This window comes from Alteromonas confluentis (assembly GCF_001757105.1).
In the GTDB taxonomy this organism is placed as follows: Bacteria; Pseudomonadota; Gammaproteobacteria; order Enterobacterales; family Alteromonadaceae; genus Alteromonas; species Alteromonas confluentis.
This window is the reverse complement of the sequence record NZ_MDHN01000043.1, coordinates 47,645-71,148: the sequence shown is the minus strand read 5'-3', so window position 1 is coordinate 71,148 and position 23,504 is coordinate 47,645. Positions and strand designations below refer to the sequence as shown.

28 protein-coding genes are annotated in these 23,504 nt (G+C 46.4%); 10 read left to right on the top strand and 18 right to left on the bottom strand.

Annotation, left to right across the window (positions count from 1 at the left end):
• Window positions 1-94: 94 nt before the first annotated feature.
• The 4 genes from BFC18_RS20660 to BFC18_RS20645 form a co-directional block, all read right to left on the bottom strand.
• A complete protein-coding gene (locus tag BFC18_RS20660) occupies window positions 95-502 on the bottom strand; it encodes an ExbD/TolR family protein (RefSeq protein ID WP_070127678.1) in 408 nt (135 codons plus the stop codon).
• Window positions 503-640: 138 nt separating this feature from the next.
• Window positions 641-1,447: a CLCA_X family protein gene (locus tag BFC18_RS20655; RefSeq protein WP_070127656.1), complete on the bottom strand. Its 807-nt coding sequence runs from the start codon at window positions 1,445-1,447 to the stop codon at window positions 641-643.
• Window positions 1,434-1,970: a flavodoxin FldB gene (gene fldB / locus BFC18_RS20650; protein ID WP_070127655.1), complete on the bottom strand. Its 537-nt coding sequence runs from the start codon at window positions 1,968-1,970 to the stop codon at window positions 1,434-1,436. The genes BFC18_RS20655 and fldB overlap by 14 nt, the downstream gene beginning before the upstream one ends.
• 10 nt (window positions 1,971-1,980) lie before the next feature.
• Window positions 1,981-3,846 (bottom strand): metallophosphoesterase family protein, encoded by a 1,866-nt coding sequence (locus BFC18_RS20645; RefSeq protein ID WP_245680446.1) that lies wholly within the window; start codon window positions 3,844-3,846, stop codon window positions 1,981-1,983.
• 250 nt (window positions 3,847-4,096) lie between these two features.
• Between BFC18_RS20645 and BFC18_RS20640 the strand changes: the two genes are divergently transcribed.
• Window positions 4,097-5,224: a hypothetical protein gene (locus BFC18_RS20640; RefSeq protein WP_070127654.1), complete on the top strand. Its 1,128-nt coding sequence runs from the start codon at window positions 4,097-4,099 to the stop codon at window positions 5,222-5,224.
• A 179-nt stretch (window positions 5,225-5,403) separates the two neighbouring features.
• Here the strand turns inward: BFC18_RS20640 and dps are convergent, their stop codons facing one another.
• Window positions 5,404-5,916: a DNA starvation/stationary phase protection protein Dps gene (dps, locus tag BFC18_RS20635; RefSeq protein WP_070127653.1), complete on the bottom strand. Its 513-nt coding sequence runs from the start codon at window positions 5,914-5,916 to the stop codon at window positions 5,404-5,406.
• Between the two features lie 331 nt (window positions 5,917-6,247).
• Window positions 6,248-6,784 carry a peptide-methionine (S)-S-oxide reductase MsrA gene (gene msrA, locus BFC18_RS20630; protein ID WP_070127652.1) on the bottom strand — a complete coding sequence of 179 codons (537 nt, stop codon included), beginning with the start codon at window positions 6,782-6,784 and terminating at the stop codon, window positions 6,248-6,250.
• A 154-nt stretch (window positions 6,785-6,938) separates the two neighbouring features.
• On the opposite strand from msrA, the gene BFC18_RS20625 reads away from it, so the two are divergent.
• The 3 genes from BFC18_RS20625 (at window position 6,939) to BFC18_RS20615 (ending at window position 9,739) form a co-directional block, all read left to right on the top strand.
• The gene (locus tag BFC18_RS20625) at window positions 6,939-7,337 is read left to right on the top strand and encodes a thiol-disulfide oxidoreductase DCC family protein (protein ID WP_070127651.1); all 399 of its coding nucleotides are present in this window, start codon (window positions 6,939-6,941) and stop codon (window positions 7,335-7,337) included.
• Complete coding sequence (locus tag BFC18_RS20620) at window positions 7,334-8,071, top strand: SDR family NAD(P)-dependent oxidoreductase (RefSeq protein WP_070127650.1); 738 nt, start codon at window positions 7,334-7,336, stop codon at window positions 8,069-8,071. The genes BFC18_RS20625 and BFC18_RS20620 overlap by 4 nt, the downstream gene beginning before the upstream one ends.
• A gap of 246 nt (window positions 8,072-8,317) precedes the next feature.
• Entirely contained in the window at window positions 8,318-9,739 is a 1,422-nt protein-coding gene (locus tag BFC18_RS20615; RefSeq protein WP_070127649.1) for a sodium-dependent transporter, read from the top strand.
• Window positions 9,740-9,745: 6 nt separating this feature from the next.
• On the opposite strand, the gene BFC18_RS20610 is transcribed toward BFC18_RS20615, so the two are convergent.
• From BFC18_RS20610 to BFC18_RS20590, 5 genes are all read right to left on the bottom strand, one after another.
• Window positions 9,746-10,588 carry an NAD-dependent epimerase/dehydratase family protein gene (locus tag BFC18_RS20610; RefSeq protein ID WP_070127648.1) on the bottom strand — a complete coding sequence of 281 codons (843 nt, stop codon included), beginning with the start codon at window positions 10,586-10,588 and terminating at the stop codon, window positions 9,746-9,748.
• Between the two features lie 218 nt (window positions 10,589-10,806).
• Window positions 10,807-11,601 carry a hypothetical protein gene (locus BFC18_RS20605; protein WP_083273225.1) on the bottom strand — a complete coding sequence of 265 codons (795 nt, stop codon included), beginning with the start codon at window positions 11,599-11,601 and terminating at the stop codon, window positions 10,807-10,809.
• An 81-nt stretch (window positions 11,602-11,682) separates the two neighbouring features.
• The gene (locus BFC18_RS20600; protein WP_070127647.1) at window positions 11,683-11,994 is read right to left on the bottom strand and encodes a hypothetical protein; all 312 of its coding nucleotides are present in this window, start codon (window positions 11,992-11,994) and stop codon (window positions 11,683-11,685) included.
• On the bottom strand, window positions 11,981-12,376 hold the full coding sequence (locus tag BFC18_RS20595; protein ID WP_070127646.1) for a nucleotide pyrophosphohydrolase: 396 nt from the start codon (window positions 12,374-12,376) through the stop codon (window positions 11,981-11,983). The genes BFC18_RS20600 and BFC18_RS20595 overlap by 14 nt, the downstream gene beginning before the upstream one ends.
• A 64-nt stretch (window positions 12,377-12,440) precedes the next feature.
• Window positions 12,441-12,644 (bottom strand): hypothetical protein, encoded by a 204-nt coding sequence (locus tag BFC18_RS20590; protein ID WP_070127645.1) that lies wholly within the window; start codon window positions 12,642-12,644, stop codon window positions 12,441-12,443.
• A 77-nt stretch (window positions 12,645-12,721) separates the two neighbouring features.
• Here BFC18_RS20590 and BFC18_RS20585 point away from each other — a divergent pair, with 77 nt between their 5' ends.
• From BFC18_RS20585 to BFC18_RS20570, 4 genes are all read left to right on the top strand, one after another.
• On the top strand, window positions 12,722-13,879 hold the full coding sequence (locus tag BFC18_RS20585) for a WYL domain-containing protein (protein WP_083273223.1): 1,158 nt from the start codon (window positions 12,722-12,724) through the stop codon (window positions 13,877-13,879).
• Window positions 13,880-13,945: 66 nt separating this feature from the next.
• Window positions 13,946-14,209 (top strand): BrnT family toxin, encoded by a 264-nt coding sequence (locus BFC18_RS20580; protein WP_070127643.1) that lies wholly within the window; start codon window positions 13,946-13,948, stop codon window positions 14,207-14,209.
• Complete coding sequence (brnA, locus tag BFC18_RS20575) at window positions 14,199-14,441, top strand: type II toxin-antitoxin system BrnA family antitoxin (RefSeq protein WP_070127642.1); 243 nt, start codon at window positions 14,199-14,201, stop codon at window positions 14,439-14,441. Before BFC18_RS20580 ends, brnA begins: the two co-directional genes overlap by 11 nt.
• A 299-nt stretch (window positions 14,442-14,740) precedes the next feature.
• Entirely contained in the window at window positions 14,741-15,097 is a 357-nt protein-coding gene (locus tag BFC18_RS20570) for a VOC family protein (protein ID WP_070127641.1), read from the top strand.
• 84 nt (window positions 15,098-15,181) lie between these two features.
• Here the strand turns inward: BFC18_RS20570 and BFC18_RS20565 are convergent, their stop codons facing one another.
• Entirely contained in the window at window positions 15,182-15,982 is an 801-nt protein-coding gene (locus BFC18_RS20565; protein ID WP_070127640.1) for a DUF2884 family protein, read from the bottom strand.
• A 335-nt stretch (window positions 15,983-16,317) separates the two neighbouring features.
• Between BFC18_RS20565 and BFC18_RS20560 the strand changes: the two genes are divergently transcribed.
• Complete coding sequence (locus BFC18_RS20560) at window positions 16,318-16,509, top strand: hypothetical protein (protein ID WP_070127639.1); 192 nt, start codon at window positions 16,318-16,320, stop codon at window positions 16,507-16,509.
• 61 nt (window positions 16,510-16,570) lie between these two features.
• Here the strand turns inward: BFC18_RS20560 and BFC18_RS20555 are convergent, their stop codons facing one another.
• From BFC18_RS20555 to BFC18_RS20545, 3 genes are read right to left on the bottom strand one after another with little or no spacing between them, the layout of a single operon-like run.
• Entirely contained in the window at window positions 16,571-17,911 is a 1,341-nt protein-coding gene (locus BFC18_RS20555) for a mechanosensitive ion channel family protein (protein WP_083273222.1), read from the bottom strand.
• A 2-nt stretch (window positions 17,912-17,913) separates the two neighbouring features.
• Window positions 17,914-18,804, bottom strand: a complete 891-nt coding sequence (locus BFC18_RS20550; RefSeq protein ID WP_070127638.1) for an acyltransferase — start codon at window positions 18,802-18,804, stop codon at window positions 17,914-17,916.
• Window positions 18,801-19,715, bottom strand: a complete 915-nt coding sequence (locus BFC18_RS20545) for an acyltransferase (RefSeq protein ID WP_070127637.1) — start codon at window positions 19,713-19,715, stop codon at window positions 18,801-18,803. The genes BFC18_RS20550 and BFC18_RS20545 overlap by 4 nt, the downstream gene beginning before the upstream one ends.
• Before the next feature lie 116 nt (window positions 19,716-19,831).
• On the opposite strand from BFC18_RS20545, the gene fghA reads away from it, so the two are divergent.
• Window positions 19,832-20,674, top strand: coding sequence for an S-formylglutathione hydrolase (gene fghA, locus BFC18_RS20540; protein WP_070127636.1), 843 nt, complete (start codon window positions 19,832-19,834; stop codon window positions 20,672-20,674).
• A gap of 59 nt (window positions 20,675-20,733) precedes the next feature.
• Here fghA and BFC18_RS20535 read toward each other — a convergent pair whose 3' ends face one another.
• The 3 genes from BFC18_RS20535 to BFC18_RS20525 form a co-directional block, all read right to left on the bottom strand.
• A complete protein-coding gene (locus BFC18_RS20535) occupies window positions 20,734-21,231 on the bottom strand; it encodes a hypothetical protein (protein WP_070127635.1) in 498 nt (165 codons plus the stop codon).
• A gap of 2 nt (window positions 21,232-21,233) precedes the next feature.
• Window positions 21,234-22,256: a LacI family DNA-binding transcriptional regulator gene (locus BFC18_RS20530; protein WP_070127634.1), complete on the bottom strand. Its 1,023-nt coding sequence runs from the start codon at window positions 22,254-22,256 to the stop codon at window positions 21,234-21,236.
• A 137-nt stretch (window positions 22,257-22,393) separates the two neighbouring features.
• Window positions 22,394-23,392, bottom strand: coding sequence for a nucleoside hydrolase (locus tag BFC18_RS20525; protein WP_083273221.1), 999 nt, complete (start codon window positions 23,390-23,392; stop codon window positions 22,394-22,396).
• Between the last annotated feature and the right edge of the window lie 112 nt (window positions 23,393-23,504).

The window sequence follows — 23,504 nt, the reverse complement described above, 5'->3', positions numbered from 1 at the left end:
TCAGGCGAATAACAAAAGGATTCGGTTTATGAGGCTTAGAAACAAAAAACGCGGCAAGCGCCGCGTTTTATAATAGAAAAGAAGTATTGTTGACTTAAGAGTCTTTCACCAGAACAGATACTTTATCGATGCCTGCGATTTTAACCTGGTTCATTACTTCAACAACGAGACCGTGCTCGGTGTCTTTGTCTGCTTGGATAGCCGCTGAATCTGTGTTGTTTTCAGCCAGGAACGTTTGCGCGTTTGCAACAACACGACGTACGTCAACTTCACGGCCACCCATAGTAATAATGCCGTTTGCATCAATACGAATAGACAGCGATTTTGATGGCTGATTGTTGTTAGACTGATTTTCATCAGGACGGTTAACGTCCAGACCTTTTTCTTTAACGAAAGAGGTGGTTACAATGAAGAAGATCAACATGATGAACACGATGTCCAACATGGGAGTCATGTCAATCTGAGCCTCGTCATCGCCACTGGTATGCTTTTTTCTTTTCATCTCGTAGTCATTCTTCTCTTTAAGTTCGAGCACCCTAGTATACTGTTTGTTACAAAAACTGGTAGTGTTTTGTAATAAACAGACACCATTCCTAACACTTGTTGATGGCTTTTTAGCCAAAATCATCACTGTATATTCTTATTGCGATGATTTTTTGGTCAGGGCAACCCCCAACTGGTAAAAATACAACATTAACGAATCATTAAGCTGTTGTCTCAAATTACCATGAGGATAAATCCCAAGTCTAGCCTCAGCTGACTTTTTTGTACCCTGCACCAGAAAAGCATTTTTCAGGGGATTGTCCTGAATGCAAGCTTCAAAAGCCCGCGCTGCCATTTCTTGTGGCATTGCATAGTAATACATTTTTAACGCGCGATCAGCCTCTATTGATCGCAAAAGGTAATCATTCGGCGAATTTTGATCGTTCAGAAACATCAATTGAAAACACTCGCAAAGCTTACTGTTTAAGGCATGCGGGCGCATTGTGGCGTTGTCGAGCCAGGCTTTAGAAGCAAATGATCCGCTCGGTAGATCATCGAAAACATGAGATGCAATATAGTGATCAAAGGCATGAAACCACTCATGGGCCAGCGCGCCCCCGCCGGCATTCTTAGCCAGTGCTAGTTGGCGTTTAGCGCTGTTATAGTGCGCGCTAGCGTGCTTTTGACCACCGCTGCCAAAAGCCAGCGACAAAGACCCATTGAGTGAGATCACTTGTTCGTTGATCTGTAATATTTCGATCAGATCGTAAAGTGCATCAAAAAACAAATTCGCTGCGAGTTGCTGCTCTTGAGCGGTAACCCATTTCCCAATGGTGATACTGGAAAAATTAAACAGTTTTCGGATATCGTTGAAACTAACATCGGCCCCATCCCGGTGAGAAGGGCCGTTGCGGTAGAACTCGCGATGCAGGCGACTGGTTTGTGTTTTATCAGGCGAGTTCATCGAGAAGCTGATGGCACCAGTCGCTGATGCGCTGTTCCGATAAATCGTACTGGTTCTCGTCGTCGAGGCTTAGGCCAACAAAGTGACTTTTATCTTCTGTGAGACCTTTGGATGCGGCGAACTCATAACCCTGATTGGGCCATAATCCAATAAACTGACAACCTGTTGTCGATAAAGCGTCGTGCAGCATTCCCAGCGCATCCTGAAACCAGTCGGCGTAACCGTACTGATCGCCAAGCCCAAATAAAGCCACGGTTTTATCTTTCAGGTTCAGTTTATATACGTCTTCCCAACTGGACTCCCAATCTTCCTGTAACTCACCAAAGTCCCAGGTTGAGATACCAAAAATGAGAATATCAAAATTTTCAGCCTGACTGAGTGCAGTATCTTTGATGTTGAAAACGCTGACTACCGGAGCATCAAAAATCTCATTTAACTGTGCTTCGATTTTCTCTGCGGCCATTTCTGTATAACAGGTGGTGGAGCCATAGAACAAACCGATAGACAGGGCTGAATCACTCATTGTTTTACCTCTAATCCTCTTTTCGGGGCGGGAATTCTACCGTATCGCCATTACTACACAATGCTTTGCACACTACAGTGGTGTCGTTCTCGTGTAAAACAAGTTGTCCGATGGCAGATTGATTAAGCAGTGTTTTGCCGTGCAAACCTGCGGGTGGACGGGAGCGCACCGACATATTCCGTCGCCGGGTAAATATGTTGAGTGGCGACTTGTGTCCATAAAGCCAGCGGTTGATGCGTTCCAGCCAGCTTAATAAGCCGTCAGGAAAGGCGTTCTTAATGCCACTACACGTGAATTGGGTAATATGCGGGCTGTTACGTTGAAAACGCAGGCGCACATCGTATACAAATGAATAATGCACATCGCCAGAAAGGATGATGAATTCAGGCGGCGTACGATAATGGCGAAAAATGTTCAAAATGACATTCGCGGTGCCTTTGTGCGCCATCCAGTTTTCAGCATCTACGGTGAGGGCTTTGCCGAAAAAAGTGAAAACTTTCTGAATCGCCTCTATGGCTTTTACCCCGTAAATGGGCGCTGCCGACACCACAATCACCGCTTCTTTGCCAATCAGCGCCTGCTGAAACTCACACAGCATTTCCCAGTCCATCAGGCCACTGGGTTTATTCAGGCTGGACTCCGAACGCCAGCGCTGGGTGCGGGTATCCATGACATAAACCGGAGGTGATGTTTCAAGGGTATAGTGCCATTCGCTGAAATCGAACAACGTGTTGATGAAATCATCATGCTGCTGAAGGCCGGTTGATGTAAACACATTAACGGCTTGCTCGCTGATTGTGCGGAATTTATCCGGCTGGTTGCCCCAGCCCTGACAAAGCCAATAGCCCATTAACGCATTACCTACCATCCGTCGAGATAGCGGATGTCCATATACTTCCTCTTCCCAACCCCGGGTAAGATTCCAGTCGTCTGTGACGTCGTGGTCATCAAAAATCATGTACACAGGTATATGTGCCATAGCACGGCGTATTTGCGGAAGCGTTTCGATAAAGCCGTTTAGAACTTGTTGTTCCTGATCAAACTGAGCGCGAAAGGCTTCCTGAATTTGATTGCTACGAATGGTGACGCGCCGCCACATAACCGGTGACCAAACCAGTAGGTACATGGCAAAAATTTCGGCGAAAGTGATGAGGTGATTCTTGGCGTTTACCGATGTGAACACCGGCTTTTTCTTGGCACCAAAAAACAGTTTCGACAACGCGGTGTTCATGGCAATTTTGGGCAGCAGGTCGTCACGACGATAGAAATTCAAATCATGATCTGGCAGTTCATCACTGTGAGAAACCACGGCCCCCTCTAAGGCTTCACCAAAAAGCCCGAGTTCTGTGATAACTTGCTGTATAGCCATTAGCATGGGCCCGGCTACATCGTCACTATAAACCTGATCGCCGGTGAGCAACAGCATGTCTGGCCGTTGTGCATTTCCATCAAACTCAGATTGAATAAGGTCGTGAACCCGGATCAGCGCATCGGTTTCATGATGATGGGGTTTTCGACAAGAGCCATGCAGAACATTGGTGAGCGTTGACTGCCAGACAAAACTCAGTGATTGCTGTTGTGCAAATAGCAGTTCTTCACACTCGTTGCGCCATTCACTGTTGAGCGCATCGTTGTTGAATTCGAGCCCGTAGTGGTAGCGTGTTGCTTCTTCAAGTCCGTCTTCGACACTCACTTCAAGTAATGTAACAAAAGCGTGTTCGCCCGCTTGAATGGCGTGTGATTGAGTGGGTGTACTTTCGCCATTCAACGTTACGTTAATCGCGGTGCGTTCGCGGGTAACTAACCACAATACAAAACCATTCTGATGAGTATGACGTAAAAGTGGTCCGGCGATCACCAGTGGCAGTGACGACATAGCGGGAAGAAGCTCCTGTGAATAGAGTAAAAGTACTTTCAGCAACGTATGTTACCGTATCTTGTAGCATTTGGACCATTGCTTGTGTTTCATATTGTTGCTGACACAACCGCGGATTTTATATCATGGTGCACAATAAGTGCCGTGAACGCCGGTTGAATGTCAGCGAGTTATGCGCTGCACGCACACGTTGTATTAAGCGCTTTTCGCCATTGCTGACATAAAAACTGCAGAATACCAAGGAACCGACATGACTAAGATTTCAGGTGCTACAGGCGTTGCCGTATTGCTGTTAACAGCATGCAGCGAGCAACCGCCGATGATTGAGCCTGAGCAAAAACCGGTATCGTTGCAAGTTGCGGGTAACTGGATAAAAGGCGGTAATGATGAGGTGATGTCAGACCCTCAAACTTCGGGTTTAACCGTGTTCGAAGATAAATTGGTCACACTTTCTGATGCCAGTGCTAATGCGGAATTGCAACGCCGATTGCATTTTATTAACCCTGAATCATCAACGGTGGAAAGTGAATCAGAAAAGATGCGCTTAGGTACCGTGGTGCGTCGCAGTTGCTTTGCTGGTTATTTGGCAGATGAGCCGGATTTGGAAGCCCTTGTTGCTGATCCCATTCAGCCCGGCGTGTTTTATACCGTAACGGAAGATGCTACCAGAACAGGCGCGCTTTCGACCCGTTGTCAGAAACGTTATCAGAATTCAGGCTCTACAGATTATCCCTCGCTACTTGTGCGACTTGAGCAAAACGAATTTGGCACCACCATGACCGGCGTCAGACCACTCCAATTTGCAATAGAGCTTGGTGTGGGGGATTACCCGAATGATGGCATAGAGGGGCTCGCAATAGGGCCAAACAACCAGCTTTATCTGGGACTGGAAAAAGACGCAAATGGCCAGCCACGGGTATTTTCGCTTGCGCTCACCGATGCGTTCTGGAAAACCACTGATTATGCCCCGGTGACAGACCCCGGGCTAAACTTGCCTCAATTTGACAGCGGAAATCACCCTGTAAATGGCATGACCTATTACACGACAGATTCTGGAGACGGTTACCTGTTGGCAGCGGCCAGAAATGACAATGAACTATGGGTTATTTCTACGGCTGCAGACAAAGCTCCGAAGCGTGTGCTGCTGAATTTTATCGCCCCTGCAGACAACAGTGTAGAAGGGTGTGAGGTCACGGAGATAATGGACAACGCCTCGATTGAAGGAATCGCGGTACTGGCAGACACGTTGTGGATGATTAACGATCCGTGGAAAGAAAATTATCTGAAGAATATTCGCTGTGAATCAAATCGGGAAAATTATGAATCCATGGCGCCATTGTTGTTCTCCACGCCAATTAATCCACAATGGTTTGAATAATCGTGAAATTCAGTACTGTTTGCGTTTTCCGTTTGAGCTAATTACTGCATAAAATAAAAAAGCCATTACCGCGAGGTAATGGCTTTTAAACAAAATCCAACCTGTTCGCCCTCCACTGGGCGCCCATTTTTTTCCAGTGTAGTAATACTTTAATTCAGTACTACCTTACTTGAAGGATATTACTGGCTCAGGTCGCCGTTAGCTGACTCGAGGTGAGCGCGGACGAACCACTGATATTGTTCCAGGTCGGCTAACTGACCCGTTACCATATCTTCTGAAACAGCATCTAGATCTTCAAGCTTCTCAATAGCGGCACGGTGATCCGAATTTACACCGTTGTACACTTTATCCAGCGCGGCTAAGTGATTCATCACCAGATCTTTACCCAGTTTATAATCGTCCCAAGTACGCTTGCTTACGATAGCTTGCGGCGTACCTTCTGGCACACCACCTAAAGTAGCGATACGCTCAGCAATGGTATCTGTCATGTCGCGAACGCCATCTACTTGTGGGTCCAGCATTTCGTGTACGCCAATGAAGTTAGGGCCAACCACGTTCCAATGGATATGCTTCAGAGTCAGTTGCAGGTCGAGTAGGGCTACCAGGCGCTGTTGTAAAACGGCAATAGCCTGTTCAGCAGATTCATTCTTCATACCCGGTGCAGTAAATGTAGCGACGTTACTTGTGCTCATAAAATTCTCCAGTTCATAAATGATGACTGCGCCACCCGTGTGGTCCGTGCAGTCTTGAAAGTTACTAGGAATATTGCAAAGGGTATACCGCACTGCACCTTAATTCGCTGAAGCCCTTTTATAGCGCTGGCTGCGAGAAGAATGAATGATTTGTAATGTCTTTTTCGTACCTGTAAAAGCGCGTTGCGCCGCTGTGACTGTGTAAATAGTGCAAACAAAAAACCACCGGTTCAGACGATTTTACACACAATAATTGGGGGTGATTAAATCGTAAGAAAACCGGTGGTTTTGTCGACGTGGATGAACCACGTTAATAATTATAACTATTCGCTCAGCGTAGGCGCTCAGCAAAGGTTTTTTTGAATTTCGCCAGCTTGGGCGCCACCACCATTGCGCAATATTGATTTTGCGGATTATTCTTAAAATAATTCTGATGGTAATCTTCAGCGGGGTAGTAGTTGTTAATTTCAGTGACTTCGGTAACAACCGGATCTGGCCAAATCTGCTCTTCATTGATTTCAGCAATGATCTTCAGCGCTTCAAGTTTCTGCGCTTCTGAATGGAAGAAAATCGCACTGCGATATTGAGGTCCCACATCGTTGCCTTGTCTGTCTACCTGAGTGGGATTATGCAAGGCAAAGAAAATTTCGAGAATTTCCCGGTAGCTGATTTTGTCTTTATCAAACTCAACGCGAACTACTTCTGCATGCCCTGTATCTTTTTTGCACACCGCTTCATAGCTTGGGTTTTCGACGTGACCGCCGGCATAACCAGAAATAGCACTTTCCACACCGTCAACACTATTAAAGGCCGATTCAATACACCAGAAGCAACCGCCGCCGAGGGTTGCTGTTTCAATAGACGCCATACTAAGCTCCTGTACATTTCAATTGCTATAATGTGGTTACTATCGTTCTCAACTTCAACCTATTGTTACGGTTTTTTAATCCCCGCAAAGGCAGGCCCGTTTAAACTAATCGTAATTCATCTACCCTGGGCTTTCCGGGATGCGGAGGAAATGAATGATTATTTTCTACGATAGTTATTGTCCATTATGCTGCGCTGAAATGGCGCACCTGAAGAAACGAGACCACCATAACCGTATTGAGTTGGTTGATATCAATCAGCCGGGTTTTACAGAACGCTACCCATCGTTAGACTGGCAAGCGCTTAATAGTCGCATTCATGCACAACGAGATAATGGTGAGTTTGTCACGGGTTTAGATGCAACCCATGCTGTTTGGCAGGCCGTTGGCAAAGGCTGGTTGTACGCCCCATTGCGTTGGCCGATTATTAGACCCATTGCTGATATGGGCTATAACTGGTTTGCTAAACATCGTTACACCATTTCATATTTATTGACAGGCAAACGACGAACCTGCGACAGCGGCTCCTGCCATCTTCCAGAGGATTCGAAATGACAATAGCTCATATGGTAATAGGTGCAGGCGGCGCCATTGGTCAGGCCCTCACTGCGGCGCTTGCTTCCCGTTTTCCTGAAGACACAATATACGCTGTGGCTCGCTATGCCTCTGTCACCCCTGAGACTGCACAAAATGTGCGGGCCATCGCGATGGATACCGGCGACGATAAAGCTGTTGGTGCGTGGTTACAAGAATTGAAATCCCAAGGCGTGCAATTTCAACGAGTGGTATGCACCGTTGGCGTATTGCACGGCGATGTCGACGGGGTAAATTTACAGCCAGAGAAAAAGCTGGAAGATTTATCTGCCGATAAACTCATGGCCTATTTTGCGGTAAACACCATTATTCCCACCCTTTGGGTGAAAAATCTGGTGGGATGCATGGCAGATGAGCATAGCTCGATAACCTGTCTGAGTGCACGGGTTGGCAGTATATCGGACAATCAGCTCGGCGGTTGGTATGGCTATCGGGCCTCTAAGGCCGCGTTAAACATGATGCTAAAAACCGCTGCCGTGGAATATGCCAGACGTAATAAGGGCACTGCACTAGTTAGTTATCATCCCGGCACCGTCGATAGCGGGTTATCTCAACCTTTCCAGGCCAATGTCCCCAAAGGCAAACTGTTTACTCCCCAATTTACCGCAGAGCAATTAATGGCGTTTCTCGATAACGTCACGCCCGCTCACTCTCCCTACTTTACAGATTGGCAACATAAGCCTATCGACTGGTAGCGTAAATATTCGCCACACCCCGCGTAAACAGGCCATTCCAGCTGACTGATGCGAGACTTTACACAGGGACGCTGATACTATTCGCCGTTACTGTTTGCGAACTTGCCAAAAACTTGCGAGTGTAAGCAGTGTGGGGAAGGTGAGGCCATAAAATTATTAAAAACGGCCGTAACACGTGTGGTAAACAAAACAACACAAAAAATCATCACCACCCGATTATAACAATAAGTGAAGAGGAAAGATGATATGAGCGGGGCGAGAGAACAGTTCGGATCGCGCATCGGATTTATTCTGGCAGCAGCCGGATCGGCAGTCGGTATTGGTAACCTGGTTGGGTTTCCAGTTGGCGCTGCTAAAAACGGTGGCGGCGCGTTTTTATTGATGTACGCCATTTTTGTTGTGGCGATCTGTTTACCTGTCATGTTGGCAGAAATGTCGGTTGGGCGTCATGCCAAGAAAGACCCATTGGGCGCGTATCGTGTTATCAGCGGTAATTCGACGGGCTGGAAACTCGCGGGTTGGCTATCCGTTATTACGCCATTCATGATTGCCGTATTTTATCTGGTTATTACGGTATGGATTTTTGGTTACCTGTACGAGATTGTCACCGGCGATTTAGCGGTACTCGCCGAACCTGAAACGTTCGGTAACTTTATTAAAAGCGAGAGAATTTTTATTTATATGGCCGGCGTATTGGCGGTGGTATATCTGATCCTGCAAGGCGGGGTGAAAGACGGTATCGAGAAAGCCGCGAAAGTGCTCATGCCCACACTATTTGCCATGCTGGTGGCATTGGTGATATTCGTTTTAACTCAAGATAACGCCATGAAGGGCGTTGAATTTTACCTTATCCCAGATTTCGACAAAATTAACGCCGGCGTGATAAACGGTGCGCTCTCCCAGGCATTCTTCTCGCTGTCATTGGGTATGGGTATCATGATTACTTATGGCAGCTACATTGATAATCGTTCCGATGTTCCGGGCTCAGCAAAGCTGGTGGCACTCACCGACACGGCGGTCGCTTTTATTGCCGGTCTGATGATTCTGCCTGCGATTTTCTCTTTCGACCCGAATACCGATCCTAGCCAATTGAGCGAATCGTCTATCGGCATGATATTCAGCTTCCTGCCGCAAATTTTCCTCGCACTGCAAGATTCGTTCGGTTACACCGGCGCGAGTATCGTGGCAGCGGTGTTCTTCCTGCAAGTTTTCTTCGCCGCTATTACATCACTGGTTTCTATTTTTGAAGTGCCAGTGGCGGCGCTGATGGACGAGAAGGACATGGGGCGGAAGAAAGCCCTGTTCATTCTTGGCCTCATGATGGTGGTACTGGCAGTGCTGTCGGCGTTATCGTTTGGTTATAACGCATTCTTGTCGAGTTTTGTGAGCTATGCCGGGCAGAGTAAGTCGTTCTTCGACGTTATTTATGATGTGTTTTACGACACCATTTTACCGCTGAACGGCTTCCTGATTTGTATTTTCGTGATCTACAAATGGAAGAAAGTTAACTTTAATAAAGCGCTGGATGAAGGCGCTGAAAATTACAAAGGTAGCTTCTTCGAGAAGTATGTGGATTTTTCAGTAGGTACGTTCATTCCGGTTATCCTACTGGCGGTATTCATCAATACCGTTGCCTTGAAATACTTCGGCCACAGCCTTTTCTTTTAAGGCTGGTTAAAGCATATCGTAGGGGCTGGCAAACTTCGGTTTCAGCCCCAGCATGTTCCAGTACATCTCACTCAGAATTTTTTTACCACCCGTACCTTTGCTGCCATTTGCAGTAAATACCGGCGCTTCCAAACCCAGTTTTTCACACGCCCAGGTGTAATACTCGTCACGACGAGGGTGGTTAATAGCGCATAGTTGCATGAGGGCGCCGGGCTGGTTCGAACCGCACGCTAAAATGGCGTGAAGGGCGCACACCACATCATCAATATGTACCAGGTTTATCGCTTGCTCACCTTTGTTCAGTTCCTTCCCTGCCAGGTACTTTGCAGGGTGCCGGTCTGGGCCAACTAAGCCTGACAATCGCAACACATGAATATTTGGCCTTTCCATTTCAATCAGAAACTTTTCCAGTTCACAGTGAGCCTTGCCTGAGTCAGTAACGGGAGATACCGCCGCAGTTGTGTCTAGCTCTCCCTCGGCATCACCAAATACCGATGTGGTACTGATAAAAATAAGCTTACTGGCCCCCGCGTTCAAAAGACTGCTCATGAGTTGCTTCATATTGGTAACAAAGGACTCATCCAGCGTTTTCCTGCGGCCAGGCGGAATGTTCAGGATCACGGCGTTGTTACCACTTTGCGTTGCCAGTTCCAGTGGGTCGTCTCCAAGAGCATAGAGAAAAGGCGACACGCCAAGATCTTTGAGTTCTGGGACGTTATTTTCAGAGCGGGTTGTACCGAGTATTTTCATAGAAGATGCCGAACGGGCAAAGTGTTTACCCAACCACCCACAGCCACACAGGGTGATGCCGGATGGTGAAACGTCTTGTGATGCAGATGCCAGTGGCATTGTTCAGCTCGCTCAATGGTGAAAATGGAGACTACATTAAAACCGTCTTGCCCAATAATTTCCAGCATGATCGCGTTTGTGTACTTTGTTATTTTAATTCAGTAGTCGATAAGGCGATGTTCTTAACCAACTTACGCATTAAAAGGAAACCCAATGATAAAAACAAAGCCCCGCACTTGTTTGCGAGGCTTTTTCTGCCAGCGATTTTCAGTGACGGCCTAGCTGGTGTGCAAATCGTTAGATGCAAACAGAGGTAAATCGTATAAATCGCCGTATACGGCATAGATTTGTGCTGATGCTTTCAATAAGTTGGGCAATCCCGGATAAGCTGAAGACAGCTTCATATCGCTAAGTGCTTTAGCGGCCACTTTTACACGGTTATCGGGTACGCAGCAGTACTCGCCGGGTATGTTGGAGTAAATTTGCTGGCAGCGGAATTCCCGTAAAATGAGTGGGATTTTAATCATCATTTTCTTGCCATTGGTTCCAAGGCCGTCAATGTTGCGCAATAGATAAACAAACGGTATGTAGTCACCGCTTGCTGCGCAATCCGCTAAAGATTTTTCAATCTCTGTCCAGCGAGTGGCGAGGATGGCAATACTATTGAAAATATCGGCGCGAAACGAAATTTTCTTTCTGCTCGACGGTGATTCGATATTTTGCAAAATAGCCGCTGCATCGGTTAAGCGCGACTCTCGCTGCTGACGCACAAATTCTTTCTTCAGCCACAACAGTGGATTATCGAGCTTGTTGAATTTCAGGTGAGCAACAAAAAACGCTGAGTTTTCCCAAGGGCCAGAGCGTGACCATACCACCGCCAATACATACAGCAAAAACCTGTCATTCTCATGATTGAGATCCAGCCTGAGATTGTCTTTCTGTCCGTGAAACCTGAAACGAAAATCCGAGACCCAGCCAGCGTAGCTGCCATCGCTTTTTAGCGTGACATAGGGCAGGGTAGTTTTTTGTTGATGAAATGCATCCATTAGTTGTTTTACTGTATTTATCATCATTACCTTAATTCCTGTTAGACAGCACAGACTGCAGAGTAATACAGAGGCTGGACATTTATTGTCTTGGTTAAGTTTTAATTTTTAGTGGTGCTGCGACACGGCCAATTTAGCCTGATTAACATCGTCTGTTAGCAGCAGTAATCCCCGGTAGACGGATTCAAGTTCCTCATTATCGGTTTCTTTTTGCCGTGCAGCTGACACGGCTTCAACCGCGCCGGCAAGCAAATGTTCCAGCAATAACAATGAGCCATGCGATAAGCGTTCAACCTGCTGCTCGCCATCGATTAAGGCATTAATTAAGTGCCTTATTTTTGCGTGCACTTGCTTATCGGAAAACATGGCTGGATTGTCGAACAGGGCCAGAGCCTGAAGTCCGGGATTAGTCGCTTTCATGCTGAGTCCTACTGGTGAGCTTGCTGTTAGATTTATGTCTGTCACTATCGCGGCGTGTTTTCTTGTCCATGTTGCGGGCAAAGGCGTCACTCAGGTCGATATCGATCTGATTCGCCAGACACACCAGAATAAACATTACGTCAGACAGTTCGTCAGCAATTGCGGTTTTTACACAGGCAGGCCGCTCCCCAGGTTTAAAGGATTGCTGACCATATTCACGGCCAATCAGTCGTGCCACTTCCCCGACTTCTTCGATGAGGTTGGATAAGTTTGTCAGTTCGTCAAAGTAGGTGACACCGACAGTGCAGATCCATTCATGAACCTGTTGCTGTATTCCGCTAAGGGCCTGATTGTTATTTTCAGATGTTGTGTATGTTTTCATTAATTCCTCCAACCTTGGCATTGGGTGGGACGCGAGATAAAGAGCGCCCTATATGCTTTTGTGATCACAGGGCATCACCGAGCAACAACATGACCTGATTGCCATGACCAATCCAACTGCCTGAACTGGCACAGATGGTTTTGTCACTTGCCGGATCATACCAGCCGAGCAGACGGGTTGGATTCAGCGCATAAATACGCTGCACGCCCTGGTAATCGTGTTGAAGCATGCCAATGGCGACGCCGCGATTATCTTTGATATATTCCATAACAACTCCCATTTGATGACTTGAGTGCTAGAATACACACCGGCCCGGACAAATGGTGTCTGGCTAGGGGAAGTTACATGCACAGACAATATGACAAGAACGCTAGGTTAAGAACGGAATCAGAACGCTTTGATATGATTACCGAAGCTGCATCTTTTATTGGTGTCGGTGGTGACAGGAAAACCCGCGTCAGTGATGTGGTTGCGCAGCTTTGGGGATATCGTCGGCAAGAGCAAAGTGATGATGCTTTTAAGAAAGATGTTGAGAGACTGTGTAAACGCATTAGTGACGAATCGGCCGATGATGTCGAGCAAACGGGCTTAATTCGTCTGGCTGCCAATGGTTGCCCGACTTATTACTACTGGAGTGACGCTGACAGTCAGCTCGACTTTATCGAGAAATTTACCATTACTACGCCCAGAGCATTTGCGCTGAATTTCCTCAAACAACATGTTGCTGCTATTTTACCGAAGAGCCTGTTCAGTCAGTTAGATGAAGACTTCCTGCTTGCAGAGCGTAAACTCAAATATCAGGGGATTAATCTGTCGGATATTCTGGATTTTTCACCCTTTGGATTGTCGATGCCAGGTGGTAACGATAGCGCTCCGGTGTTTGATACCGATGCGGTTAATGTGGTGTTCGAGGCCATCGTCAAGCAGCAGAATATTACCTTCTCCTATGATTCAATTCACTCTGGCTACAGCGGCGACTTATTGATATCACCACAAAAACTTCGCTTTTTGTCTGGCCAGATCCAGGTTCTGGGGCTGGTGCATGCAGACCAGCGCTTAAAGCATTTTGCTCTTAGGAAAATGCAAAATGTCGTTAGCGTAACCGACACAGATTTTATTGCCGTAAAACTTACTGACTATCAGCACCAACGCAAACTGGTGATTCGCTGTCACGGCTGGGTTAAGGATATTTTGACTGAATCCCAACAGGGAACACAGTGGCAGGTCAGCAAGGTGAATGCCACAGTGTGGCAACTGTCGGCGCAGATTGTTATGCCAAAGCATTTTCAAAGTGACAATGACGATTGCTTCTACATTGCCAACTATTTGTCGATGTTTGCAGACTCACTGCAGGTTTTAGAACCAGCTTCCGTTAAACAGGAAATGCAGCGTCGCATCCGTAAACAAGCTAGCCTGTACGATGCCGGTACCTCAGTAGCCGAGGCGCTGACTGTGCTGACAAACAGCCCATTGGAGATCGCCAATCCAGTAAAAGAGTGCTGAGTGCTGTTAGCTGAACCTCACATTAAACACATTGTAAGGTGATTAAAAAAGGTATATTTTTTAATCATGCAGCATTTCGAATTTGATGAACAAAAAAGCCAATCTAATCTCATAAAGCACGGGATAGATTTTCTCGAGGCTCAAAAGCTTTGGGATGATTCTATGTTAGTAGAGATTCCCGCGAAAACTGAAGATGAACCAAGATTCGTTGTTATAGGTCTTATTGGCAAAAAGCACTGGACTGCTGTAATCACTTATCGTGGTTATAATATCCGAATCATATTTGTACGGCGGGCAAGAAAAGTGGAGGTGACGTTGTATGAAAGCTAGCGAATTTGATAAGAGTTTTGAGGATGGAGAAGAAATTCTTCAACATTTAGATCTTTCAAAAAGCAATCGCCCATTACAAAAGCAAAAACGTATTAACGTTGATTTTCCAACGTGGATGATCGAGTCATTAGATCGGGAGGCGAATCGAATAGGAGTGACTCGTCAATCAATCATCAAAGTATGGTTAGCGGAGCGGTTAGAGCAGCAGGCTTTAGAGCGAACAGGCTCATAGGCTCACTGGGACAGTAACATAGGGGCTCTGTCGCTTCGCTTGGATTTTACCCATGTATTACTTTCCTTTTGTGGGGGTTATATGCCAAGTTGTTTCGACAACGATGAAATACTAATTATCATAAGAACGAATTAGGGTAGTCAGGATGGAAGAGGTAGCAGAAAGCACTGGCCGTTTTCTCTTAAACGCTCTCAGATTGATTTTCAAAGATGCGATTCTTGAGTTTTTCATCCGCGGCGTGGGGTACATTAGCTTCCCAGTTTACACATCGTACTATCAGTCATTTATAAGGAAATGATATGACTACAAAAAATATCAATGGTGTTATTTCTGTTTTACCAGTGAAGGAGTTCGATAGAGCTCTCGACTTTTACACTCGCTTGTTTGAGAGGGAGCCCGACATTATACCAATGGATGGTGTTGCAGAATGGCAATTATTGGAAGGTGCATGGATTCAGTTGTCGGTTGACCCTGAAAAAGCGGGCTCCACATCCGTTGTTATCACAGTTACTGATATTGATAAGCATCACCATTTTTGCGAGTCAAACGGCTTACCCATCGGCGACATAATTGAATATCCTGGGGTAATTAAGTTGGCTGAGGTTTCAGACCCCGAAGGTAATAAGGTATCGTTTGTACAAGACATTTCGCAGTAATTGTCATTGCATCCAGCAATGGTAAATGTCGGCAGCAAACAAACGCATTAAATCGCTCGCAGGCTGCCTGGCCAACAATAACCACTACATCAGCATTTCTTCACCGCGTTCAATGGTCAGCATGTTCAGGCTTTCGAGGCCTGGAATATGCTTCTGCATTTTGTTTTCTGCGTAGTCTGCTTTTTTCAGTATTTCACACAGTTCGTCTGCACGGGCCTCGATAGCAGAAGACTTGGCTTCAACCCGTTGCTCGAAGTCTTCTTCCCAGTTTTCCATATGCTGCTCGAATTCTTCAAAATCGTCGTCGCCTGCCAGCATGGCCTTACCTACAGCGATGAGCAGACGACCCGTTGAGTTGGCGATGATATCTTCAACTTTTTCTTCGTACTTGTCTTCCCAGCGCTCAGAAACCCACCCGTTATCGTCGAAATCTTCACTGGAAATGCGCATTTCTCCGTCTTCGTCATAGAAGTGAGTGTTCATTTCGGTGCGCAGATCGGTAAACATTTCATCCAGATCTTCAACAAGTCCGTTATCGGCTCCCAGTAATTCGCCGAATGCTTCATTGATGGCGCCGCCAGCTAACTCCAGGGCATCGTAGGTGATGTTCAGCGTCATCGGTACGGCCATTTCAATTTGCTGATAATAGCTGGTGACGTATTGCTGCTGGCTGTTGTTCAGTGAAACCGTTTGACCATTCAGCGAAAGGTGATGGGCTGGGGTAATGACAATTTCCTGGTCGTCAGGCGTATTCAGTGTTAACACGCCTTTTTGCCAGCTCACGTCGCCCTGCATGCTGATATCGCAGCTGCCTGCCCCGATATCGGCAAACGCCGGGGTTGTGGTTAATGCAGTGGCAATGGCAATAGCAGCAAGTTTCTTCATGGTGTCATCCTTTCAAATATCTATGGTGCCGTGAGGCTATGAGTTTTACTGTGTGTTGCGCTAGAGATAGCAATGCTGAGGCCAATTTTAATTTTCATTCTAATTCAATGAATTAGGTTGTTTTTGTCGGGGTGAATAGGTTATTCGTTAACTGAAAATTAGCGAAATTACGAACTAATTAGCGTAATTGACCAAGATCAAATAACCGGGTTAGCAGTGCATTTAGATTACGCAATAAGTAAAATTTGATGCATAATAAGTGTTCAGTTTATGCCTTTCGTTAATGCTCTGAGTAGCGCAGAGTTGTAACGAAATGAATCTAAGGGTTTGAGAATATGAGCGAGTGGATTACAGCAGTAGGTTTCGGTGCATGTGTGATGGCATTTGCACTGGGTTTAGCCAGCATCATCATGGGCTTTATGACAGCCAAAGCCGGTGCTGAGGGCATGCAGGAAAAAGTGGAGTATGGCTTTTTTGGCGTATCTGGGCTGGTGGTCTGTGTATTGATGGCTTACGCCATACTCTGAATATTTCGCATATCAAAAACGGCGCAGAAAGCGCCGTTTTTTGTATCTGACAGTTAGCAAGTTATCGTTCGCTACTTTTTTCTGTTTCATTGTCCGATTCTGTCACATCGGCTTTGTGTTGAATGCCAGGATGGGGCGCATTGGCGAACGGGTCCCAATTCATTAAGTGGCTGTCGCGTTGGTACGCGCGTAATCCGAACATGGGCATCATAGCCAGAATGTGGTCGAAAATATCAGCCTGAACTTTCTCATACTGCACCCACTCTTTCTTGCTACTGAAACAATAGATTTCCAGTGGTAATCCGAGTTCATTCGGTGGCAGTTGGCGAACCATCAGGTAAAGCGACTGATTAATGTCTTTGTGCTTTTTCAGGTACGATTCAAGATAGGCCCTGAATGTACCGATATTCGTCATACTGCGTTTGTTCAATAAATCGGTTTCATCGATGGAACTGTCTTTGTGATATGCCTGCAATTCACTGACTTTGTTGTCGATGTACTCAGTGATGTAACGAATATGGCGAAATCGATCCAGCATGTCTGCATCGCACAGTTTTACCGAATGAATATCGATATACACCGCACGTTTGATGCGTCTACCGCCAGACTCCTGCATGCCACGCCAGTTTTTTACCGCTTCTGTGGTCAGTGAATAACTCGGTAATGTGGAAATGGTCTTATCCCAGTTCTGAACCTTCACGTTTGTCAGACCAATTTCAAGGATCTCACCGTCTACTTCAAACTTGGTAATTTGAATCCAGTCTCCGGTATTAAACATACGGTTGGCAGCGATTTGGATCCCCGCTACAAACCCTAAAATGGTATCGCGGAAAATTAACAGCAACACCGCAGCCAGTGCGGTTAAGCCTGACATGATGATGAGCGGGCTTTTGTTCACCACCAGTGAAATACACAGTAAAAGCACAATCACTGAAAAAGCGAGTTTAGCAACTTGAATAAAACCGGTGATTGAAGCGCGCTTCGCCAGGTAAGACGCGTTGTAGACGTCTTGCACGGTATTTAATAAAGCAAAAATACCGAGTAGGGCGGTGAGCATCATGTAAAGCAGAGAAGCTTTAAGCATGAAGCCGTATATCAGATTGTCTTCGTTTATCAGTACGGGTGTGAGCAAAAAGATGACCAGTGCGGGCACCAGGTGAGTGAGTCGCCGGAAGAAACCGTGGCTGTACAGTGCGTCATCCCAACTGTTGCGGCTTTTCTTCACCAACATCGCCACCTGCACTTTCAGGATCACGCGACTGATAACATAGAACGTGAGTGCGACTAAGAATATCGCTATGATACCAAGACTGTTGTAGAGAATCGTGTCTGTGGTGAGGTCGGGAAAAATGTCCTTAACAGTATGGACGAAGATTTCTCTGATCGAAGATGCAATTTGCACGTTCAGGGCTCCAGTAACTGGTGAATTCGGGTGTCTTTTTCTGACCACAATTCGTTAAGCCAGGTTTGAAACCGGCCACGGAATGCGTCATCGCTGAAATAATCCCCCCGGACTGCCTCCGGCACATCGAGTACATTGACGTCGATGATGATTCGCCGCATCTGACCGCTCAACATCGCCATCATTGGGTGTTTGACGTCGCCAGGATACAACAACGAGATATCCAGCAAGTTAGTAAAAAGGTGGCCCATGGTAGCAAGAGTAAATGCGATTCCCCCTGCTTTTGGTGGCAATAAATGAGCAAACTGACTTTTTTTACTTTTATGTTTCACGGCAGTAAAACGCGTGCCTTCAACGAAATTGATTACGGTTGTTGGTTGTGCCTTATACTTTTCGCAAGAGCGTCGGGTTGTTTCAATATCCTGGCCCTTTCGATGAGGGTATTTTTCCAGGTAACTGCGCGAATATCGCCGCATAAAAGGCATTTCCAGAGCCCATGCACCCAAACCGACAAAAGGTAGCCAGATAAGCTCTTTTTTGAGGAAAAATTTGGGCGGGGGAATACGACCTTTCGATAGATTAATCAGAAGAACAATATCCAGATAACTCAGGTGATTTGATATCAGTAGATACCAATTGCGTGGCGATAAGGTGCCATCGATACGCACATCTACCGTGACCGGATTAAAAAGTTTAATCAGCAGCACACTGCACGCCCCAAACGCTTGCATGGCTGGGTGCATAATACCGATTAAAAGTGTACGAATCGCCGGGAACGGCAATACCAGTTTCAATAAGCCGCATAGGATGATGATCGACGCCCAGAAAGCCAGGTTTAAGATCTGAAGCGGTGTGTGAATGAGAAATATTAGAGGACCTAACAACTTTCTCATAGCGGAGCCTGCGTTGAGTTTAATGCGTCAAGGTGGGCATCCTTTGCTTTCCAGCGCTCATTCAGCCACTGTTGGAATCGCGCTTTTTGCGCCGGATCAGAAAAATACGTGTCGTTAAAAAAGCCGCCTTCAATGATTTCTTTAATGGGCGTTACCGCCACATTTACACGAATTTCTTTCACCTTGCCGCAGACAAAGTCCCAGTAGCTAGGCACACCGCCGGGGTAATCTATGGTGACATCTATGAGTTTATGTAACTGCTCGCCCATGGCACTAAGCACAAATGCGATGCCACCGGCTTTCGGCTTCAACAAATGCGTGAAAGGAGATTGTTGACGCTGATGTTTGGCTACTGTAAACCGCGTTCCTTCAACGAAATTCATGATGCTGACAGGCTTGGATTTGAACTTCTCGCAAGCTTTCCGGGTGGTTTCCATATCTTTGCCTTTTAGATGCGGATTTTTCGTCAGGAACGATTTGCTGTAACGACGCATAAACGGAAAGTCGAGCGCCCACCAGGCGAGGCCAAGTACAGGGACCCAGATGAGTTCTTGTTTCAGGAAAAACTTCAAAAATGGAATTTTGCGGTTGAAAATCCGTTGGAGAACCAGAATATCTACCCAAGACTGATGATTGGCCACGACCAGGTACCAGTCGTCTGGTTTTAGTGTGCTAATTCCGTTTACCGTCCATTTCGTACTGCCCAGCAGGCGCTGGTTCAGGTTGTTCACACCTATCCACGCGGTTGCACACGCGTCCAGTGGGTACGAAACCACGCGGCGCCAAAGTGCAATTGGCGGTAGCTTGAGCAGCGATAAGATAAAAATCGGGATAAACCAGAAAACAGTATTGAAAAAGTAGCCAAGCACTGACACAGTGCCACGCAGATTATAGCCAACCGTTTTAAGCATTGTTATTTACCTCTGAAATTTGGCCGTTAGTGTAAACGATGTTGATTTAAAATCCATTACACCCTTTACTGTGAAATCGGGATTTAGCAATATTTAGCCGCAATATAGAGAAATTTATGCAACTTATTAGTGAGAATCGCGCATTCGGTGGACGTCATTGTCGTTACCGTCACGCAGCAGAAACCACAAACTGCGAAATGACTTTCGCGGTGTATTTACCGCCATTTGCCAGCAAAGAAAACCCAGTACCCGTGCTGTATTGGTTGTCTGGACTTACCTGCACAGACGAAAACTTTATGCAGAAAGCCGGCGCAATGAAAATGGCGGCAGAACTTGGTATGGCGATTGTTGCGCCCGACACCAGCCCTCGGGGAGAGGGAGTAGCAGACGATGACAATCAGGCTTACGACATGGGCCTAGGAGCTGGTTTCTATGTGAATGCGACACAGGCACCGTGGAGTTCGCATTACCAGATGTATGATTACATCACTAAAGAGCTGCCTGCACTTGTGGAAGCTAATCTGCCAGTAACCGGTGAAAAAGCCATAAGCGGGCATTCCATGGGCGGCCATGGCGCACTGGTAATTGGTTTACGGAATCCTGAGCAGTATGTATCGGTATCGGCATTCAGCCCGATTTCAAATCCGTCAGATTGCCCGTGGGGTAAGAAAGCCCTTGGCGGTTATCTTGGTAACGATGAGTCGGCCTGGAGTGAGTACGATGCTTCAGTATTACTAGCGCAAAAGCAGCATTATATTCCGCTGCTGGTAGAGCAGGGCAGAGCAGATCAGTTTCTTGAAGAGCAATTGAAGCCTCAGGCGCTTATAAACGCTGCGCAAAAGAGTGACACGCAGCTTACTCTAAATATGCATGAGGGCTACGACCACAGCTATTTCTTCATTACTTCGTTTATTGACGAGCACCTGCAATTTCATGCAAGCCATCTGGGACTTAGCTGATGACATTTGCTGTCACAGCTTACGTTGTGACAGCGCTTTACACGCCTTCATTTCTCCACTCAAGCCTGTTTGCTAAGTGCAATCCATTCTTTTTCATGTCGGCGAATAGCGCGAGTAATTGCCCCTGAAGATGACATAAAATGTCGCATGTTCATTTTCTTTACCATAGAAAGCGAATAGTTTAGTGGCAGCCCTGCGGCTTTAAGAAAATCATTCAGAAACGCGGGATGGGATTCATTATTTGCTTTCATGTCCGCCACTAGCATGTAGGCACTGAGTGCGAGCTGTGCCTTCGCATGACGAAGTTTGTAAATACTGAAGCCATTTAACGAGGCAAGCACGGTGATCACCACCATATTTAATGGCGAAAAAACCGTACTCAGTCGAGGGTACACACTGCGGTACGGGTCGTATAACGCATCAAAATTCAGTGCTGTGTAAGTAAATACACCAATGAGTAACAGTACACTGAATACCATCACCCAACTGGTAATATGTTGATGTCGTTTTCTTCTTTGAAGCGCTGTTTCTAGCTGGCTCTCAGATCGTAATGGCACACTTATTCCGGTAATGGGCCGGTGGAGTTTCGAATCACCAGCTCGGGTAGCGACAGTGGCAGTGCGGCTTTCGCTTTATGACGAATGCACTGCTCTATCAGAATGGTAGCGGCATTATAACCCAGTTCTGCAACTGGTTGACTGACAGTCGTCAACGGTGGCCAAAGATTCATCGCAGCGGGGTCGTCATCGAAGCCCACCACACTCAAATCGTAAGGAATACGCAGTTTAAGTTGGGATGCAATACGATAAACCACTGCTGCAGATGCATCGTTAGCTGTAAAAATGGCAGTGGGTCTGTCGGCTTGGCTCAGCATCTTTCTACAGGCTTGTTCCAGGGTGGTTTCGCCATAACGAAACTGACACACATGGTTGGCATTCTCTTCGATACCGTGCATTTCGAGCGCCTCTTTATACCCTTCATAGCGCCATTTACCGGCAGCGTGACCCACCAGATAATTCAGGAAGCCTATTTTGCTATGCCCAAGATTGACCAAATGCTCAATCGCTAGCTGAGCGCCTGCCTTTTCGTCGCTGTGAATAGAGATATGACTGTCTTGATTTAAAGAGGCAATTTTTACGATGGGAGTTTCGGTTTCTTCCAGCGCTTGAATAACCGATTCGTCTTCACACAACGGTGGCACAACAATGAAACCGTCGACATTAGACCGCTCAACCATGTGCTTCAGTGCTGCGGAAATCATCTGTGCATCGTAGCCGCTTTCAAAAGGGCGTATGAGCAAGTCGTAACCAAGTTTATCGCAGGCTTTTATGGCTCCGTTAAGAATGAGGCTGCCGTAAAAGTTGCTTGGATAGTCAATGTAAAGCACACCAATCAGGTAAGATTGATTAGTGCGTAAACGTCTGGCGTTCAGATTTGGTACGTAATCCAGACTTTTGATGGCGGCATTAACGGCATCTTGGGTGGTTTTACGAACACCGGGCTCGTTATTTAATACCCGGGAAACAGTTTTCTTCGAAACACCCGCGGCCTTTGCCACGTCGCCAATTGTTGCTTTACTCATTGTTCACTTTCCAATAGCAGGGCAATGGGAGCACACACAACTCCCTCATAAATTATTCTTATTCGTTGCAATTGTAAGCCCAATCGGCTCAAAATTTAATATGTTTGTGTGTAAGTTCATTATTCAGGTGTAGCTGATTATTTCCGCGACTGCTTGTCTAACTGGTCGAACAGTTGAATTTTGCTAAACATATCTTCCAGGGTAAAGCGAGGGTCAACAAAGGTATATACGCGAAACGATTTCAATTCATCATGCTGCACATACTCGAAACTCTCTTTCGCGAATTGTATGCCGCTTTGTTCTCGATAGCCGTATTCGTGTTCATCAAGAAGCACTGTAACAGCAGGATTATCGCCTAAACTCCAGGATTCGCCCTTCGGCCAGTTAATATCGGGGAATCTGGCCGATGCCCAGGCATTGAACTCGTGCATCTGCTGAACCAGATACTCACCAATTTTTCCGTAGGGCGCAACCTTAACGGTTAGTTCAGCAAGGCTTGTTCGCATAGTGGTATACACGGCTCTGGGAATTTGCCAGTTGGTTACATTGGATGCAAACACTGCGTTTGCAGCGACGGGGTCGTTGGAAAGGTTGTATTCCCAACCACCTTTCGGATAATCGCCACCACCAATCCACACCGAAGTGACCTTTTCACCGATTTCTGGTGCTAGCAGCAGCGCGTTAGCCATGTCGGTAAGGGGACCAAAAGAAATGACAAATAGCGGTCGAGGGTCGTCTTTCTTTGCTTCAGTAATAATTGCTCTGGCGGCTTCGTTTTCAATCCCATTTGCGGACTCAAGGGCGAGGTCTAAGCCTCTGTAAACGGCAACGTCTTCACTCATATCCATCAGCGAGAGGATGTGATTGATTTCTATGAGTCCCGCTTTCATTGAACCTGCCGGCCGACCCATTTGCAGAGATGTGTTCTCAAACTGAGATGAAATAATGCCTTTGACTTCTAGTTTTGGCGACAACAAGGCATGCACAATGGCGAACTGATCGTCAGCTTCATTTTTTGCATCTGTCACTACAAATACCCGGACCTTTTTTTCTTCCGGTACAGGGATAGGCAGTAACGAACCATAAGCCTGAAAAGCCAGCAATAATGGGGCGAGGCTGATTAAAATCTTACGCATTAGTATCTCCATGTGGATAAAGACAGAACGGTGCTTTAACTGTCTTTCGATGTCATGTTTTTAGCGAATAATAATTTAACAACGTTGCGTTGTAACTCGCCACTTTTACTGC

What these genes read in the sequence shown, in the direction of transcription:
- BFC18_RS20660 (WP_070127678.1), bottom strand. Translation starts at nt 502, where the DNA reads ATGAAAAGAAAAAAGCATACCAGTGGCGATGACGAGGCTCAGATTGAC.
- BFC18_RS20655 (WP_070127656.1), bottom strand. Translation starts at nt 1,447, where the DNA reads ATGAACTCGCCTGATAAAACACAAACCAGTCGCCTGCATCGCGAGTTC.
- fldB (WP_070127655.1), bottom strand. Translation starts at nt 1,970, where the DNA reads ATGAGTGATTCAGCCCTGTCTATCGGTTTGTTCTATGGCTCCACCACC.
- BFC18_RS20645 (WP_245680446.1), bottom strand. Translation starts at nt 3,846, where the DNA reads ATGTCGTCACTGCCACTGGTGATCGCCGGACCACTTTTACGTCATACT.
- BFC18_RS20640 (WP_070127654.1), top strand. Translation starts at nt 4,097, where the DNA reads ATGACTAAGATTTCAGGTGCTACAGGCGTTGCCGTATTGCTGTTAACA.
- dps (WP_070127653.1), bottom strand. Translation starts at nt 5,916, where the DNA reads ATGAGCACAAGTAACGTCGCTACATTTACTGCACCGGGTATGAAGAAT.
- msrA (WP_070127652.1), bottom strand. Translation starts at nt 6,784, where the DNA reads ATGGCGTCTATTGAAACAGCAACCCTCGGCGGCGGTTGCTTCTGGTGT.
- BFC18_RS20625 (WP_070127651.1), top strand. Translation starts at nt 6,939, where the DNA reads ATGATTATTTTCTACGATAGTTATTGTCCATTATGCTGCGCTGAAATG.
- BFC18_RS20620 (WP_070127650.1), top strand. Translation starts at nt 7,334, where the DNA reads ATGACAATAGCTCATATGGTAATAGGTGCAGGCGGCGCCATTGGTCAG.
- BFC18_RS20615 (WP_070127649.1), top strand. Translation starts at nt 8,318, where the DNA reads ATGAGCGGGGCGAGAGAACAGTTCGGATCGCGCATCGGATTTATTCTG.
- BFC18_RS20610 (WP_070127648.1), bottom strand. Translation starts at nt 10,588, where the DNA reads ATGCCACTGGCATCTGCATCACAAGACGTTTCACCATCCGGCATCACC.
- BFC18_RS20605 (WP_083273225.1), bottom strand. Translation starts at nt 11,601, where the DNA reads ATGATGATAAATACAGTAAAACAACTAATGGATGCATTTCATCAACAA.
- BFC18_RS20600 (WP_070127647.1), bottom strand. Translation starts at nt 11,994, where the DNA reads ATGAAAGCGACTAATCCCGGACTTCAGGCTCTGGCCCTGTTCGACAAT.
- BFC18_RS20595 (WP_070127646.1), bottom strand. Translation starts at nt 12,376, where the DNA reads ATGAAAACATACACAACATCTGAAAATAACAATCAGGCCCTTAGCGGA.
- BFC18_RS20590 (WP_070127645.1), bottom strand. Translation starts at nt 12,644, where the DNA reads ATGGAATATATCAAAGATAATCGCGGCGTCGCCATTGGCATGCTTCAA.
- BFC18_RS20585 (WP_083273223.1), top strand. Translation starts at nt 12,722, where the DNA reads ATGCACAGACAATATGACAAGAACGCTAGGTTAAGAACGGAATCAGAA.
- BFC18_RS20580 (WP_070127643.1), top strand. Translation starts at nt 13,946, where the DNA reads ATGCAGCATTTCGAATTTGATGAACAAAAAAGCCAATCTAATCTCATA.
- brnA (WP_070127642.1), top strand. Translation starts at nt 14,199, where the DNA reads ATGAAAGCTAGCGAATTTGATAAGAGTTTTGAGGATGGAGAAGAAATT.
- BFC18_RS20570 (WP_070127641.1), top strand. Translation starts at nt 14,741, where the DNA reads ATGACTACAAAAAATATCAATGGTGTTATTTCTGTTTTACCAGTGAAG.
- BFC18_RS20565 (WP_070127640.1), bottom strand. Translation starts at nt 15,982, where the DNA reads ATGAAGAAACTTGCTGCTATTGCCATTGCCACTGCATTAACCACAACC.
- BFC18_RS20560 (WP_070127639.1), top strand. Translation starts at nt 16,318, where the DNA reads ATGAGCGAGTGGATTACAGCAGTAGGTTTCGGTGCATGTGTGATGGCA.
- BFC18_RS20550 (WP_070127638.1), bottom strand. Translation starts at nt 18,804, where the DNA reads ATGAGAAAGTTGTTAGGTCCTCTAATATTTCTCATTCACACACCGCTT.
- BFC18_RS20545 (WP_070127637.1), bottom strand. Translation starts at nt 19,715, where the DNA reads ATGCTTAAAACGGTTGGCTATAATCTGCGTGGCACTGTGTCAGTGCTT.
- fghA (WP_070127636.1), top strand. Translation starts at nt 19,832, where the DNA reads ATGCAACTTATTAGTGAGAATCGCGCATTCGGTGGACGTCATTGTCGT.
- BFC18_RS20530 (WP_070127634.1), bottom strand. Translation starts at nt 22,256, where the DNA reads ATGAGTAAAGCAACAATTGGCGACGTGGCAAAGGCCGCGGGTGTTTCG.
- BFC18_RS20525 (WP_083273221.1), bottom strand. Translation starts at nt 23,392, where the DNA reads ATGCGTAAGATTTTAATCAGCCTCGCCCCATTATTGCTGGCTTTTCAG.